Source organism: Kitasatospora papulosa (assembly GCF_000717245.1).
GTDB lineage: Bacteria > Actinomycetota > Actinomycetes > Streptomycetales > Streptomycetaceae > Streptomyces > Streptomyces papulosus.
In genome coordinates this window covers 116,172-130,203 of record NZ_JNYQ01000011.1, presented here as the reverse complement: position 1 = coordinate 130,203, position 14,032 = coordinate 116,172, and the positions used below count along the sequence as shown (strand labels likewise).

At 71.7% G+C, this 14,032-nt stretch carries 15 protein-coding genes; 5 read left to right on the top strand and 10 right to left on the bottom strand.

Translation table 11 applies throughout. The features are described from left to right. Together dut and IA22_RS0125245 are read right to left on the bottom strand one after the other, a co-directional pair. Complete coding sequence (gene dut / locus IA22_RS0125250; RefSeq protein ID WP_014153608.1) at positions 1 to 528, bottom strand: dUTP diphosphatase; 528 nt, start codon at positions 526 to 528, stop codon at positions 1 to 3. Continuing rightward, complete coding sequence (locus IA22_RS0125245; protein ID WP_014153609.1) at positions 528 to 1,112, bottom strand: PaaI family thioesterase; 585 nt, start codon at positions 1,110 to 1,112, stop codon at positions 528 to 530. The genes dut and IA22_RS0125245 overlap by 1 nt, the downstream gene beginning before the upstream one ends. A 58-nt stretch (positions 1,113 to 1,170) precedes the next feature. On the opposite strand from IA22_RS0125245, the gene IA22_RS0125240 reads away from it, so the two are divergent. After that, positions 1,171 to 1,626 (top strand): DUF3093 domain-containing protein, encoded by a 456-nt coding sequence (locus IA22_RS0125240; RefSeq protein WP_014153610.1) that lies wholly within the window; start codon positions 1,171 to 1,173, stop codon positions 1,624 to 1,626. Positions 1,627 to 1,638: 12 nt separating this feature from the next. Here IA22_RS0125240 and IA22_RS0125235 read toward each other — a convergent pair whose 3' ends face one another. The 4 genes from IA22_RS0125235 to IA22_RS0125220 form a co-directional block, all read right to left on the bottom strand. Beyond that, complete coding sequence (locus tag IA22_RS0125235; RefSeq protein ID WP_014153611.1) at positions 1,639 to 2,583, bottom strand: hypothetical protein; 945 nt, start codon at positions 2,581 to 2,583, stop codon at positions 1,639 to 1,641. 12 nt (positions 2,584 to 2,595) lie between these two features. After that, positions 2,596 to 2,892 carry a DUF4193 domain-containing protein gene (locus IA22_RS0125230; protein ID WP_003965732.1) on the bottom strand — a complete coding sequence of 99 codons (297 nt, stop codon included), beginning with the start codon at positions 2,890 to 2,892 and terminating at the stop codon, positions 2,596 to 2,598. A 404-nt stretch (positions 2,893 to 3,296) separates the two neighbouring features. Beyond that, positions 3,297 to 4,538: a sensor histidine kinase gene (locus IA22_RS0125225; protein WP_014153612.1), complete on the bottom strand. Its 1,242-nt coding sequence runs from the start codon at positions 4,536 to 4,538 to the stop codon at positions 3,297 to 3,299. A 7-nt stretch (positions 4,539 to 4,545) separates the two neighbouring features. After that, positions 4,546 to 5,199 carry a response regulator transcription factor gene (locus tag IA22_RS0125220; RefSeq protein WP_014153613.1) on the bottom strand — a complete coding sequence of 218 codons (654 nt, stop codon included), beginning with the start codon at positions 5,197 to 5,199 and terminating at the stop codon, positions 4,546 to 4,548. Between the two features lie 362 nt (positions 5,200 to 5,561). Between IA22_RS0125220 and IA22_RS37190 the strand changes: the two genes are divergently transcribed. After that, positions 5,562 to 5,735, top strand: coding sequence for a hypothetical protein (locus IA22_RS37190; RefSeq protein ID WP_014153614.1), 174 nt, complete (start codon positions 5,562 to 5,564; stop codon positions 5,733 to 5,735). 101 nt (positions 5,736 to 5,836) lie between these two features. Here the strand turns inward: IA22_RS37190 and IA22_RS0125205 are convergent, their stop codons facing one another. Together IA22_RS0125205 and IA22_RS0125200 are read right to left on the bottom strand one after the other, a co-directional pair. Continuing rightward, positions 5,837 to 6,637: an inositol monophosphatase family protein gene (locus IA22_RS0125205; protein WP_030124920.1), complete on the bottom strand. Its 801-nt coding sequence runs from the start codon at positions 6,635 to 6,637 to the stop codon at positions 5,837 to 5,839. A gap of 62 nt (positions 6,638 to 6,699) precedes the next feature. Further along, entirely contained in the window at positions 6,700 to 7,824 is a 1,125-nt protein-coding gene (locus IA22_RS0125200; protein WP_030124919.1) for a ferrochelatase, read from the bottom strand. A 126-nt stretch (positions 7,825 to 7,950) separates the two neighbouring features. Here IA22_RS0125200 and IA22_RS0125195 point away from each other — a divergent pair, with 126 nt between their 5' ends. Both IA22_RS0125195 and IA22_RS0125190 read left to right on the top strand, forming a co-directional pair. Beyond that, complete coding sequence (locus IA22_RS0125195) at positions 7,951 to 9,195, top strand: MFS transporter (RefSeq protein ID WP_030124918.1); 1,245 nt, start codon at positions 7,951 to 7,953, stop codon at positions 9,193 to 9,195. Continuing rightward, complete coding sequence (locus IA22_RS0125190; protein WP_030124917.1) at positions 9,155 to 10,474, top strand: D-arabinono-1,4-lactone oxidase; 1,320 nt, start codon at positions 9,155 to 9,157, stop codon at positions 10,472 to 10,474. Before IA22_RS0125195 ends, IA22_RS0125190 begins: the two co-directional genes overlap by 41 nt. Positions 10,475 to 10,499: 25 nt before the next feature. Here the strand turns inward: IA22_RS0125190 and IA22_RS0125185 are convergent, their stop codons facing one another. Continuing rightward, the gene (locus IA22_RS0125185; RefSeq protein WP_030124916.1) at positions 10,500 to 11,543 is read right to left on the bottom strand and encodes a hypothetical protein; all 1,044 of its coding nucleotides are present in this window, start codon (positions 11,541 to 11,543) and stop codon (positions 10,500 to 10,502) included. Between the two features lie 497 nt (positions 11,544 to 12,040). Here IA22_RS0125185 and sepH point away from each other — a divergent pair, with 497 nt between their 5' ends. Then, positions 12,041 to 13,093: a septation protein SepH gene (gene sepH / locus IA22_RS0125180; RefSeq protein WP_030124915.1), complete on the top strand. Its 1,053-nt coding sequence runs from the start codon at positions 12,041 to 12,043 to the stop codon at positions 13,091 to 13,093. Positions 13,094 to 13,182: 89 nt separating this feature from the next. On the opposite strand, the gene IA22_RS0125175 is transcribed toward sepH, so the two are convergent. After that, a complete protein-coding gene (locus IA22_RS0125175) occupies positions 13,183 to 14,010 on the bottom strand; it encodes a sulfurtransferase (protein ID WP_030124914.1) in 828 nt (275 codons plus the stop codon). Positions 14,011 to 14,032 lie beyond the last annotated feature (22 nt).

Below are 14,032 nucleotides of genomic sequence, written 5' to 3'. Positions count from 1 at the left end.
TCAACGTCCTTCCCGGTCGGATACGACCGAAGCGTAGCTGTTCCCACCCTGGGTGTTACCGCCCGTGACACCGTCCACCGCGGCGTGGCCGCCGGTGGATCCGAAGCCCCCCTCGGCCCGCGCCGAGCCGGGGAGTTCCGTCACCTCGTGGAAGCGCACCTTCTCGACCTGCTGGACGACCAGTTGGGCAATCCGGTCGAACCGTTCGAACCTCACGGTCTCGCGTGGATCGAGATTGACCACGATGACCTTGATCTCCCCACGGTACCCGGCATCGACCGTCCCTGGGGCGTTCACGAGGGCCACTCCGCAGCGGGCGGCGAGGCCGGAGCGGGGGTGCACGAAGGCGGCGTACCCGTCGGGCAGGGCGATCGACACCCCGGTGGGGAGCACCGCCCGTTCGCCCGGGGCCAGCTCCGCGGCCTCGGTGGTGACCAGGTCGGCACCGGCGTCACCGGGGTGTCCGTAGCCGGGGATCGGCACGTCCGGGTCGACCCGGCGGATGAGTACGTCGACGGGGTGGCGCATCAGGGGTTCACCTCGAAGGCGCGGGCACGCCGGATCTGGTCCGGGTCGGACATGGCGGCCTGGATCTCCTCCGGCCGTCCGTTGTCGATGAAGTGTTCCACCTTGACCTCGATGAAGAGGGCTTCCGCACGGACCGCGACGGGCCCTTCGGCGCCGCCGGTCCGACCCGTGGCCCGGCAGTAGATCTTCCTGCCGTGGACCGCGGTGACCTCGGCCTCCAGGAAGAGCACCGTGTCCACCGGGACCGGCAGGACGTAGTCGGTCTCCAGCCGCCCGGTCACCGCGATGACCCGCAGCAGCCAGCTCAGCGCGCCGAGCGCCTCGTCCATCGCCGTGGCCAGGACACCGCCGTGCGCGAGTCCCGGAGCGCCCTGGTGGGCGGGCTTCACGGTGAACTCGGCGGTGACGTTCACGCCCTCCCCGGCGGTCGCCTGGAGATGCAGTCCGTGCGGCTGGCCGCCACCACAGCCGAAACAGTGTTCGTAGTGGGAGCCGAGAAGCTCCCCGGGCGCGGGTGCGTCAGGATGGCGGACAGGCTTCACCGCGTCGGCCGGGGGTGTCAGACGTGCAGATGTTCCACTCACAGCCGCAGACCTTACCCGCGCGGCCGGCCGCGGGGCGCGCCGTGCCAAGCTTGCTCCCATGCAGCCTTCCGCACCGCCCTTCGACGAACGTCTCACAGCGCCCCGCTCGTGGTGGCTCATCGCCTTCGGGATCGGCGTCGCGTGCGCGCTGGTGTTCCTGCCGCTCGGCGCCCTGCCCATGCTCGGCGGCCTGGTGGCCGGCACGGCCGCCGCGTGCGTGGCCGTCAGTTCGTACGGCTCGGCCCGCATCCGTGTGGTGGCGGGCGCCCTGGTCGCGGGCGATGCCCGGATCCCCCTGGAGGCGCTCGGCGACGCCGAGGTGCTGGACGGGGAGGAGGCGCGCGCCTGGCGCTCGTACAAGGCGGACCCGCGGGCCTTCATGCTGCTGCGCAGCTACATCCCGACCGCGGTACGGGTGAAGGTCACGGACCCGCAGGACCCGACACCGTACGTCTACCTGTCGACCCGCGAGCCGCAGGCACTGGTGGCGGCCCTCGCACCGGTGGCCGCCTGACACGACCGGGGGTCAGCGGCCGGCGTCGTCGAGCCCTTCGGGGAGTTCCTCGGGGGGCTTCGCGGGCTGTTCCAGCGGGGGGAGTTCCGGCAGACGGTCCCAGGGGATCTGCTGGCGCCGCAGGTCGTTCCTGACCCGGTCGGCGAGCTTTCTCGTGTCCCGGCGGTTCATCATCGCGCCGACGGCCGCGCCGATCATGAAGGGGATGAGGTTCGGCAGGTCGCGCGCGGTGCGCTTCATGATCTGCTGGCGCAGTTCGCGCTTCATCTGTCCGCCCAGCGCCGCGTTGAGCGTGGTGGGGCGGGAGACGTCGATGCCGCGCTCCTCCGTCCAGGACGTCAGGTACGCGGTGCTGCGCTGGCCGAGGTTGCCCCGGGGACGTTGGCCGTAGACCTCGTGGAGTTCGGCGACGAGCTTCAGCTCGACGGTGGCCACTCCGGTGATCTCCGCCGCCAGCTCGGCGAGCATGGCGGGTGGGACGGGCATCATCGCCGCGGCACCGATACCCGCGCCGACGGTCGCCGTGGCGTTGCAGGCGCCCGCGACAAGCTTGTCGGCGAGCTCTTCGGGGCCGAGCCCGGGGAACTGTCCGCGCAGGGTGGCGAGGTCCCGCACCGGGACTCGCGGGGCGATGTCGATGATCCTGTCGGCCACCGCGCCCACGGCGGCCACGGCGCCCCGCCTGCTTCTGGCGACGCCTCGTCTCAGGCCGTGAAGGCGTCCGGAGGCTCCGGAGTGCCCTTCCTGCCCGGGTGGCACATCGGCCGCCCGTACCGCTTCGAGCGAGGCCGTCAGGCCCCGCTCGTCGTCAGGTGTACTGCCGGGAGAGGCGGGCAGGGCGGTCCGGTGCTCGGCTGTGGGGCTCTCGCCCTTCGCCGGGCCCGCGCCGCCCTGATGTGCCTCCGACGACTTCGTGCGCCGCAAGCGCCGCTTCCGGAACGGTGTGTCGCCTGCCACGGCCGGCCTGCCTCAGTCGCAGTCGCGGCAGATGGGCTGGCCGTTCTTCTCGCGCGCCAGCTGGCTGCGGTGGTGCACCAGGAAGCAGCTCATGCAGGTGAACTCGTCGGCCTGCTTGGGCAGGACCCGCACGGCGAGCTCTTCGTTCGAAAGGTCCGCGCCGGGCAGCTCAAGTCCCTCTGCCGCGTCGAACTCGTCCACGTCGACGGCGGATGCCGTCTTGTCGCTCCGACGAGCCTTGAGCTCTTCGAGGCTGTCCTGATCGACGTCGTCGTCGGTCTTCCGTGGGGTGTCGTAATCCGTTGCCATGTCGCTCTCCCCCTCATGGGTGTCTGCGGTGTCTCAGCGCACGTAACGCGTGAGAGGCCGGACTTGTGCCCGACCTGAGGCGGAGATTTTGCCTCACATCAAGGTCTGTTACTCAATCGACACCCAACCGGATCTCTCGTGAGCGATCAGCTTGGGTGGCGATGGGGACCGTACACGGTCCCATTACTGCAGTTCACGGGCGCCACCCCGTGTACTTCCCGTGATATCGCCCCCCGAAAACCCGGATGTTTCCAGGCTTTCGTGCGGAGATGTGCTCACGGAGAGTAGAGAGGCGAAAAACCGCTTCTGTGATCGATCACACAGGGACAGAACGGAAACAGGGTTCAAAAATTCCGCCCAAAGCGAACAGAGCGATCCAATGCGACCTCACGCCGTGAAGCCTCTCAGACCGGCAGGGTGACACGCATCACGAGACCACCACCCTCACGAGGCTCCGCGATGATACGGCCTCCGTGCGCCCGCGCGACGGATCGCGCGATCGACAGGCCGAGCCCCACGCCCTTGTCACTGCCGGTGCGCTCGGTCCGCAGCCTCCTGAACGGCTCGAAGAGGTTGTCGATCTCGTACGCCGGCACGACGGGCCCGGTGTTGGACACCACCAGGAGCGCCTGTCCGTGCTGGAGCTCGGTGGTCACCTCCACCCAGCCGTCCTCCGCCACGTTGTAGCGCACGGCGTTCTGCACGAGGTTGAGCGCGATGCGCTCCAGGAGGACTCCATTGCCCTGGACGACGGCGGAAGCGCGCTCCCCCAGGATCCGCACGCCCTTGTCCGCGGCCTCCGACCTGGTCTGGTCGATGGCGCGGTCCGCGACCTCGGCCAGATCGACGGGCTTGCGCTCCACGATCTGGTTGTCGCTGCGGGCCAGCAGGAGGAGACCCTCCACGAGCTGCTCGCTGCGCTCGTTCGTCGCCAGGAGCGTCTTGCCCAGCTGCTGGAGCTCCGGCGGGGCACCGGGGTCGGAGAGATGCACCTCCAGCAGGGTGCGGTTGATCGCCAGGGGCGTGCGCAGCTCGTGCGAGGCGTTGCCCACGAACCGCTGCTGGGCCGTGAAGGCCCGCTCCAGCCGGTCCAGCATCTCGTCGAAGGTGTCCGCGAGCTCCTTCAGCTCGTCGTCGGGCCCGTCCAGCTCGATCCGCCGCGTCAGGTCGGTCCCGGCCACCCTGCGGGCGGTGCGGGTGATCCGGCCCAGGGGCGAGAGCACGCGCCCGGCCATGGCGTAGCCGAAGGCGAAGGCGATGATGCTGAGGCCCACGAGGGCCAGGAGCGCCCTGTTCAGCAGGCTGTCGAGGGCGTGCTGCCGCTGCGCGGCGGTGCAGTCCTTGATCATCTCGTTGAGCTGGGTGTTGTTCAGCGCCGAGGCCAGCTGAGGGCACATGTCGCTGGAGATCTGCACGTTCGTGCCCTTGACCTGGAACTCCAGCCCACCGGCGTCGTGCAGGGCCTGCGCGGCCAGCATGTAGATGATCGACAGCAGCAGGATGCCCGCGATCAGGAACATGCCGCCGTACAGCAGCGTGAGCCGTATCCGGATGGTCGGGCGCAGCCAGGGGTACGGGGACTCCTGCGCCTTGGGTTCCCAGGTCGGTTTCGGTGGTGCCTTCATGGGCGCCGGGGAGGCTGCCATCACGCCCTCAGATCCGGTATCCGGAGCCGGGGACGGTGACGATGACGGGGGGCTCGCCGAGCTTACGGCGCAGGGTCATGACGGTCACCCGCACCACGTTGGTGAAGGGATCGGTGTTCTCGTCCCACGCCTTCTCCAGCAGCTGCTCGGCCGAGACGACCGCGCCCTCGCTGCGCATCAGGACCTCCAGGACCGCGAACTCCTTGGGGGCGAGCTGGATCTCCTGCTCGTCCCGGAAGACCTCGCGGCGGTTGGGGTCGAGCTTGATGCCGGCCCGTTCCAGCACGGGCGGCAGCGCGACCGTGGTGCGGCGCCCCAGGGCGCGCACCCGTGCGGTCAGCTCGCTGAAGGCGAAGGGCTTCGGCAGGTAGTCGTCCGCGCCGAGCTCCAGCCCCTCGACCCGGTCGCTGACGTCGCCGGACGCGGTGAGCATGAGCACCCGGGTGGGCATGCCCAGCTCGACGATCTTCCGGCAGACGTCGTCGCCGTGGACCAGCGGGAGATCCCGGTCCAGGACCACGACGTCGTAGTCGTTGACCCCGACGCGTTCGAGGGCCGCCGCTCCGTCGTAGACGACGTCGACGGCCATGGCCTCCCGGCGCAGTCCGGTGGCCACCGCATCGGCGAGCAGCTGCTCGTCCTCGACGACGAGTACGCGCACGGCGCAGTCCTTCCCTAGATCCCGAAAAAACGGCGAGCGGCCCTGGATACGGCCGCTCGCTGCACGTCAGCGGCACCGACTGTGCGCGTCCATCCTGCCCGCAACGCGCATAAACCGGCGGTAAGACGACGCGGACCGGGCCGTCGCTCAAGGGAATTGATCGGATTTCCCGGTCAGTTGAGGTTTCTCAGAGGTTCACGGCGGGGAGGACGCTCTCACACCCGCGATCACGCCATGTATGTGGCGTACCACAGCCCGTCCTGCATCCAGAGGGACTGCGTGATCACCCGCACCCCGGCCGCCCTGGCGGGGAACCACCGGGCACACCCCCGTGCCACCGACCCACGACGAGGGGGCGCTTCATGGACGCTTTCACCGCAGGTCTGCTGCATCGAATCAAGACCACCGAGTCCGACCTCACGAGGGCTCGCGAGACAGGCGACGACTTCCTGGCGGACGTCGAGCAGGGTGAGCTCGACGACCTGCACCGCCTGGCCGCCGAACACGGCGTGGAAATCGGCGCCACGAGCGTCTGAGCCGCTACGAGAGGGCCCCGGGAGCCGTCACGGCTCCCGGGGCCCTCTCGTGTATCTGCCGGGTCTCCCTGCGGCCTCAACGGGCGCGGGGAGACCGTCGGTCAGTCGTGCCAGGCTCCCAGTTCCTCGAGGAGCGCCTGCAGCGGCTCGAAGACGCCCGGGGTCGCCGCGACGGTGAGGTTCCCGTCGGCGGGGAGGCCGGGCCTGCCTCCGGTGAGCGCGCCCGCCTCGCGGGCGATCAGGTCGCCGGCCGCCACGTCCCAGGGGTGCAGTCCGCGCTCGTAGTAGCCGTCGAGACGGCCGGCGGCGACGTCGCAGAGCTCGATGGCCGCGGATCCGCCGCGCCGGATGTCCCGCAGCCTGGGAATCAGCTGCTGGGCGACGGTGGCCTGGTGGGCGCGGACCTCCGTGACGTAGTTGAAGCCGGTGGACACCAGGGCCTGGTCGAGCGGGGCCGTGGGGCGGCATCGCAGCGCCTCCCCGTTGCCGTAGGCGCCGCGTCCCAGGACCGCGTGGAACGTCTCGCGGCGCATCGGGGCCTCGACGACACCGACCACCCGTTCGCCTTCGCGCTCCGCGGCGATGGAGACGGACCAGGTCGGGAGGCCGTAGAGGTAGTTGACCGTGCCGTCGAGCGGGTCGATCACCCATCTGATCCCGCTGCTGCCCTCGGCGCTGGCGCCCTCCTCGCCGAGGAAGCCGTCTCCGGGGCGGTGCTCGGAGAGGTAGCCGGTGATCAGCTTCTCCGCCCGGATGTCCATCTCGGTGACGACGTCGATGGGGCTCGACTTCGTCGCGGCCACCCCGAGGTCGGCGGGACGGCCGTCGCGCAGCAGCGCACCGGCCCTGCGGGCCGCTTCCAGGGCGAGGTCGAGCAGTTCGGACAGGAGGGGGTCGGTCACAACGCTCCAGAGGTGGTGTGCCGGGACGGGCTCGTCGCCCGCCGGGCGGCGGGAGGGCGGGGCTAGAACGGGCTGTCGGCGCCGGCGGCGGCCGGCTTGAGGGCCCGGGCCGGGCAGCAGCCGACCGGGCAGAGGTCGTGCGAGGCCCCCAGCGTGCCCAGGGCGCACGGCGTGACGGGGCGGCCCTGTTCGGCGGCGGCGCGCTCCAGGAGGAGTTCGCGGACGGCGGCGGCGAACCGGGGGTCCGCCCCCACGGTCGCGGAGCGGCGCACCGGGAGTCCGACCTCGGCGGCCTTCGCGGTCGCCTCCGTGTCGAGGTCGTACAGCACCTCCATGTGGTCCGACACGAAGCCGATGGGGGCCATGACGACCGCCGGGACACCGTCGCCGTGGAGTGCCTCCAGGTGGTCGCAGATGTCCGGCTCCAGCCACGGGATGTGCGGGGCGCCGCTGCGCGACTGGTAGACGAGCTGCCAGGGGTGGTCGATGCCGGTCTCCTCGCGCACCGCGTCGGTGATGAGCCGGGCGACGTCCAGGTGCTCGGCCACGTAGGAGCCGCCGTCGCCGTGCGTTTCGGCCGGTCCGGAGGTGTCGGCCGAGGCGGTCGGGATGGAGTGTGTGGTGAACGCGAGGTGTGCCCCCGCCCGGACGTCCTCGGGGAGGTCGGCCAGGGACGCGAGGACGCCGTCCACCATGGGGCGGATGAAGCCGGGGTGGTTGAAGTAGTGCCGCAGCTTGTCCACCCGGGGCACCGGCAGCCCCTCCGCCTCCAGCGCGGACAGCGACTCCGCCAGGTTCTCGCGGTACTGGCGGCAGCCGGAGTACGAGGCGTAGGCGCTGGTGGCGAGCACGGCGATCCGGCGGTGGCCGTCCGTGACCATCTCGCGGAGGGTGTCGGTGAGGTACGGGGCCCAGTTGCGGTTGCCCCAGTACACCGGCAGTTCGAGGCCGTGGTCCGCGAAGTCCTCGCGCAGCGCCTCCAGAAGCGCACGGTTCTGTGCGTTGATCGGGCTCACGCCGCCGAAGAGGAAGTAGTGCTTGCCGACTTCTTTGAGCCGTTCCTCGGGGATGCCGCGGCCGCGCGTCACGTTCGCGAGGAACGGGACGACGTCGTCCGGGCCTTCGGGACCACCGAAGGACAGCAGGAGAAGGGCGTCGTAGGGAGCGGGATCACGCAGATCGGACATGTACCCGATCCTGCCACCCGCCTCCGACAACGCGGCACCCGCCATCGGCAGGCGTCCGGTGTCACCGGCCCCCCGTAAGCTGTGTCAGCCATTCGTACACCTGACAGGCTTCATCGGAGCTACCCCGTGCCCAGCCCCTACCGCGCCATCTTCGCCGCCCCCGGAACACGGGCCTTCTCGGCCGCCGGATTCCTCGGCCGGATGCCGCTGTCCATGATGGGGATCGGCGTGGTGACGATGGTTTCCCAGCTCACCGGCCGCTACGGGCTCGCGGGCGCGCTCTCGGCGACGCTCGCCATGGCGGCGGCGGTCATGGGACCGCAGGTGTCACGGCTGGTCGACCGGTACGGACAGCGCCGCGTCCTGCGCCCGGTCACCCTGTTCGCCGCCGCCTCGGTCGCCGGGCTGCTGGTCTGCGCCCAGCAGCGGTTCCCCGACTGGACGCTGTTCGTCTTCGCCGCGGGCGCCGGGTGTGTCCCGAGTATGGGGTCGATGGTCAGGGCCCGCTGGGCCGAGATCTACCGGGGGTCCGGGCGGCAGCTGCACACCGCGTACTCCTGGGAGTCGATCGTCGACGAGGTGTGCTTCATCTTCGGCCCCATCGTCTCGATCGGCCTGTCCACCGCGTGGTTCCCGGAGGCGGGACCGCTGCTGGCCGGCGGATTCCTGGTGGTGGGCGTCTTCTGGCTGACCGCGCAACGGGCCACCGAGCCCAGGCCGCATCCCGAGGAGCACAGCACCGGCGGCTCGGCGCTCCGCTCGCCGGGGCTCCAGGTGCTGGTGCTCACCTTCGTCGCCACCGGGGCGATCTTCGGCGCGGTGGACGTGGTGACGGTGGCCTTCGCGGAGGAGCGCGGTCACAAGGCGGCGGCGAGCCTCGTCCTCGCGGTCTACGCCCTGGGCTCCTGCCTCGCCGGAGCGGTCTTCGGCCTGCTCCACCTCCAGGGGAAGCCGTCCACCAGGTGGCTGGTGGGGGTGTGCGCGATGGCCGTGAGTATGATCCCCCTCCAACTGGCCGGGAGCCTGCCGTTCCTGGCCGTGGCGCTCTTTGTCGCGGGCCTCGCCATCGCACCGACGATGGTCACCACGATGGCCCTCGTCGAACAGCACGTACCGCGCACCCGGCTGACCGAGGGCATGACCTGGACCAGTACCGGGCTCGCCGTCGGAGTGGCGCTCGGCTCGTCCGCCGCAGGCTGGGTGGTCGACGCCTCCGGGGCCGTGGCGGGGTACGCGGTGCCCGTCGTGGCGGGAGCGCTCGCGGCCGCGGTGGCGCTCCTGGGGTATCGCCGGCTCGCGGAGCCGGCGCCTACGGGAGGGCGCGGGGAAGATGACCGACACCTACGCACGAACGGCGAGCACGTGGCGTAACTGGGCGGGCAACGTCACCGCCAGGCCCGTACGCGTGGAGTCCCCCGCGTCCGTCGACGAGCTCGCCGAGGTCGTCCGCAGGGCGTCCGAGGACGGTCTGACGGTCAAGCCCGTCGGCACCGGCCACTCCTTCACCGCGGCCGCGGCCACCGACGGGGTCCTCGTACGCCCGGACCTGCTCACCGGCATCCGCGCCGTCGACCGCGAGGCGATGACCGTGACGGTCGAGGCCGGGACCCCGCTGAAGCGCCTGAACACCGCGCTCGCCCGTGAGGGGCTCTCCCTCACCAACATGGGCGACATCATGGAGCAGACGGTCGCCGGCGCGACGTCCACGGGCACCCACGGCACCGGGCGGGACTCGGCGTCGATATCCGCGCAGATCCGGGCACTGGAGCTGGTCACCGCCGACGGCACGGTGCTGCGCTGCTCGGCCGACGAGCATTCGGACGTCTTCGCGGCCGCCCGCATCGGGCTCGGCGCGCTGGGCGTGGTGACCGCGGTGACGCTCGCCGTGGAACCGGTCTTCCTCCTGACGGCCCGCGAGGAGCCGATGGCCTTCGACCGGGTCACATCCGATTTCGATCAGCTGGTCGCCGAGAACGAGCACTTCGAATTCTACTGGTTCCCGCACACCGGCAACTGCAACACCAAGCGCAACAACCGCAGTGCCGGCCCCGCCGCTCCGCCCGGGCGGGTCAGCGGCTGGATCGAGGACGAGCTCCTCTCCAACGGGATCTTCCAGGTCGCCTGCGCGGTCGGCCGGGCGGTCCCCGCCGCCATCCCCTCCATGGCCAGGATCTCCAGCCGCGCCCTGTCGGCCCGTACGTACACCGACATCCCGTACAAGGTCTTCACCAGCCCCCGGCGGGTGCGCTTCGTCGAGATGGAGTACGCCGTGCCGCGCGAGGCGGCGGTCGACGCCCTGCGCGAGCTCAAGGCCATGATCGAGCGTTCCCCGCTGCGCGTCAGCTTCCCCGTGGAGGTCCGCACGGCCCCGGCGGACGACATGACGCTCTCCACCGCCTCGGGCCGGGACAGCGCCTACATCGCGGTGCACCTCTACCGGGGCACGCCGTACCAGGCGTACTTCACCGCCGTCGAGCGGATCATGACCGGCTACGACGGCCGTCCCCACTGGGGCAAGATCCACACCAGGGACTCCGGCTATCTGGCCGGGGCCTATCCCCGGTTCGGCGAGTTCACCGCCGTACGCGACCGGCTGGACCCGGACCGGCTCTTCGCCAACGACTACCTGCGGCGCGTGCTCGGGGAGTGAGTCCACCCGGGCGGGCCGGACGGGATCACCGGTCCGCGGCCGCTCCGGCCCCGCCCTGCTGGTCCGGTACCTCGTCGGCGCCGGTCGGATCCGGCGCGGCCGGAGTGGTGCCGTCCGTCCCCGGTGTGCTCGGGGCGGGGCTCGCGGGTGCCGAGGCACCGCCGGACGCCGAGGGCGTGGGGGCGGGGTCGGCAGAGCCGTCGCCGGAGGGCTCGGGCTGCGCGCTCCCGCCTCGGTCCGCGTCGCCTCCGGGCGCCGTGGTGCTCCCGCTGTCCGGTACGGACCCGTCGTCCCCGCGGTCACCCCGGTCCGCGCCGTCGTCCTGGCCCGTACCGTCCGAGGTCGAGGGCGAGGGGGAACCCGACCCCCCGTGGCCCCCGCCGCTGACGACGGAGCCGATGGTCGTCCGCCCGCTACCCCCCAGATCGTGGCCGGAGACCATCTCGTACACGGTGATGCCGGCCATCGACAGGACGAAGACCCCCGCCGCCGCGAGGACCGATCGCTTCCAGCCGCGGACCCGGGTGCCGTGCGTACGGGCCTCGGACCAGGTCTCCTCGCTGAACGCGTCTCCGCCGGCAACGGCTGCGTCGGACCGCTCGCCGGTGTCCGGCCCGCCCGGACGGAACTGCCGCGTCACCGTCGTGCGGTCCGGACCGGCAGCCTCGCCCCGCTCGACCGTGCGCAGCACCGTCGTGCGGTCGGCGTCCGCGGACCCGGACAGTCCCACGGCGCCCAGCACCCGCGTGGCGTCGTCCTCCGGCCGCCGGGGCGCGGGAGACGTCTCCCTGGTGCGCACGGTGACCTGACGGCCCGCCGGATGCTTGACCTGGACGGTGACCTCGCGGATCTGCTCGCCCGTACGACGGAAGAAGTGCTGGAAGACGGAGCCTCCGCAGGTGGCCACCACGCTCATCACGCCCGCTCCGGCGATCGTGCCGTACACACCGAGCTGCGAGGCCATCACCGCCGCGGCAACCGCTGCCACGGCACTGCCCGCGACCTGGGGCAGGCTCAGATCTATGCGCCTTTCCTTGCGTTCCGCATCACTCTGCGGCTTCTGCACCATGATCTGCCCCTGCTCGACAACTAGCCCACCTTGCACCAGGAAGAGACATTTGAGCGAATCGGATAGTTCCGATTCTGGAGATATTGTGAAGCAGCACACGCATCAGGGGCATACCGCGAACAACGGGGTAACCCAACTCCCGTGCCCGGCGAGAACTTCGACGGCGCGCCGGTCCACCCAGGTGGCCCGAATGGAGTACTGTGACGAGCCCTGGGGCCGGACTCCCGCACGGGTGTCCCGGACCTACGGGAGGGGGCCGAAGGAGGCCTCCGAACCGGCGGCGCCGCGGCATCGCACGGGCGCCTGCTACATGGAGCGACCATCCGGTCGCCCCGCGTCGTAACCAGGTAACCGTGCCATCGTGGCGTTCCAGGGCCAAGGCCCGACACGCCGGGTAACTTGGCAAGGTTGTGGCAGGCTGAACCCGGGCAGGTCACACTCGACTAGCGGAAGCAGCGACGCACGTGACGTCGGCAGGCACCACCCGGGAGGTTCCCATGCCCGAACTGCGTGTCGTGGCCGTCTCGAACGACGGCACACGACTGGTGCTCAAGGCTGCGGACAGCACGGAGTACACGCTTCCGATCGACGAGCGGCTGCGTGCCGCCGTGCGCAACGACCGCGCCCGGCTCGGCCAGATCGAGATCGAGGTGGAGAGCCATCTCCGCCCGCGTGACATCCAGGCGCGTATACGCGCAGGCGCCTCCGCCGAGGAGGTCGCCCAGTTCGCGGGCATCCCGGTGGACCGGGTGCGCCGCTTCGAGGGCCCGGTGCTCGCGGAGCGCGCGTTCATGGCCGAGCGCGCCCGGAAGACACCTGTGCGCCGTCCCGGCGAGAACACCGGACCCCAGCTCGGCGAGGCCGTCCAGGAGCGTCTGCTGCTGCGTGGCGCCGACAGGGAGACCGTCCAGTGGGACTCCTGGCGCCGTGACGACGGCACCTGGGAGGTCCTCCTGGTCTACCGCGTCGCGGGCGAACCGCACTCGGCGAGCTGGACGTACGACCCGCCGCGGCGCCTGGTCCAGGCCGTGGACGAGGAGGCGCGCTCGCTGATCGGCGAGTCGGACGACGTCGCCGCCCCGGAGCCGAGCTTCCCGTTCGTACCGCGGATCGCACGGCTGCCGCGCGACCGGCCGCTGGACCGCACGCTGGACCGCCAGATCGAGCGTCCCGCTCCCCCGGACCCGGAGGAGCGCGTCAGCAGCATGTCCGCGGGTGAGCGCGACTCGCTGACCAGCCTGCTGGAGGCGGTGCCCAGCTTCCGCGGCGACATGGTCGTCCCGGAGCGGCCGTCGCAGCCCGAGCCGCCCGCGCTCGAACCCGCTCCGCAGCAGGAGCCGGAGGCGGACGAGCCCCCGGCCGCCGCGGCCGGCGCGGGTTCGGCGTACGCCGATGTGCTGATGCCTCGCGCCGTGGCGGGCCACCGCGACCGGCTGACGGGGACGACGGACCGCCAGGCCGAGGCCGACGGCGTACGGCCGGGCCGTCGGGCGGCGGTGCCGAGCTGGGACGAGATCGTCTTCGGCACACGCCGGAAGAAGCAGGACTGAGCGCCGGTCCGGCGACCGCGTCGCCAGGAGGGCCCGTACGCCTGTGCGTACGGGCCCTCCTCCGTTCCGGCGCCGGGCGTCGGCGGGGGTCAGGCGGGCTCCGGGCCCGTGGCGACGGGGCGGGACTCGTCGGAGGACCATTCCGACCAGGACCCGGCGTAGAGGGCGGCCCGGTGTCCCGCGAGCTCCAGCGCCAGCACCTCATGGGCACCGGAGACGCCGGAGCCGCAGTACACGCCGATCCCGGTGGCTCCGTCGGCGCCCAGGGCCGAGAACCGGGCGGCGAGTGAGCCCGCGGGCAGGAAGCGCCCGTCCTCGTCGACGTTCTGCGTGGTCGGGGCGGACACCGCGCCCGGGATGTGGCCGCCGACGCGGTCGATGGGCTCCACGTCTCCGCGGTAGCGTTCCGCGGCCCGGGCGTCGAGCAGCAGCCCGGAGCGGGCGAGTGCCGCGGCGCCGTCCGCGTCGAGGAGGGCGACAGCGCCCGGCTGCGGCCGGAAGTCACCCTCCTCGGGCTTCGGGACGTCGGTGGAGAGCTCACCGGTCCATGCCGCGAGACCACCGTCCAGTACACGCGCGTCGAGATGCCCGGCCCAGCGCAGCAGCCACCACGCGCGGGCGGCCGCCCAGCCCTGGCCTCCGTCGTAGACGACCACGGGGCTCCTGCGGCCCACCCCGGCACGCCGCATGACGGCCCCGAACGCCTCGGGGTCCGGCAGGGGATGCCGGCCGCCGCTACCGGCGGGGCCCGCGAGTTCGGAGTCGAGGTCGACGTACACGGCGCCAGGGATGTGGCCGGCCTCGTAGTCGGCGCGGCCGTTCGGCCCGCCGAGCTGCCAGCGGACGTCCAGGAGTACCGGCGGCCTCGGTCCCGCCGACTCGCTCATGTATTCGGATTCGGTGATGATGGGCTTCATGGGTGCCATCCTCGCCCAGGGG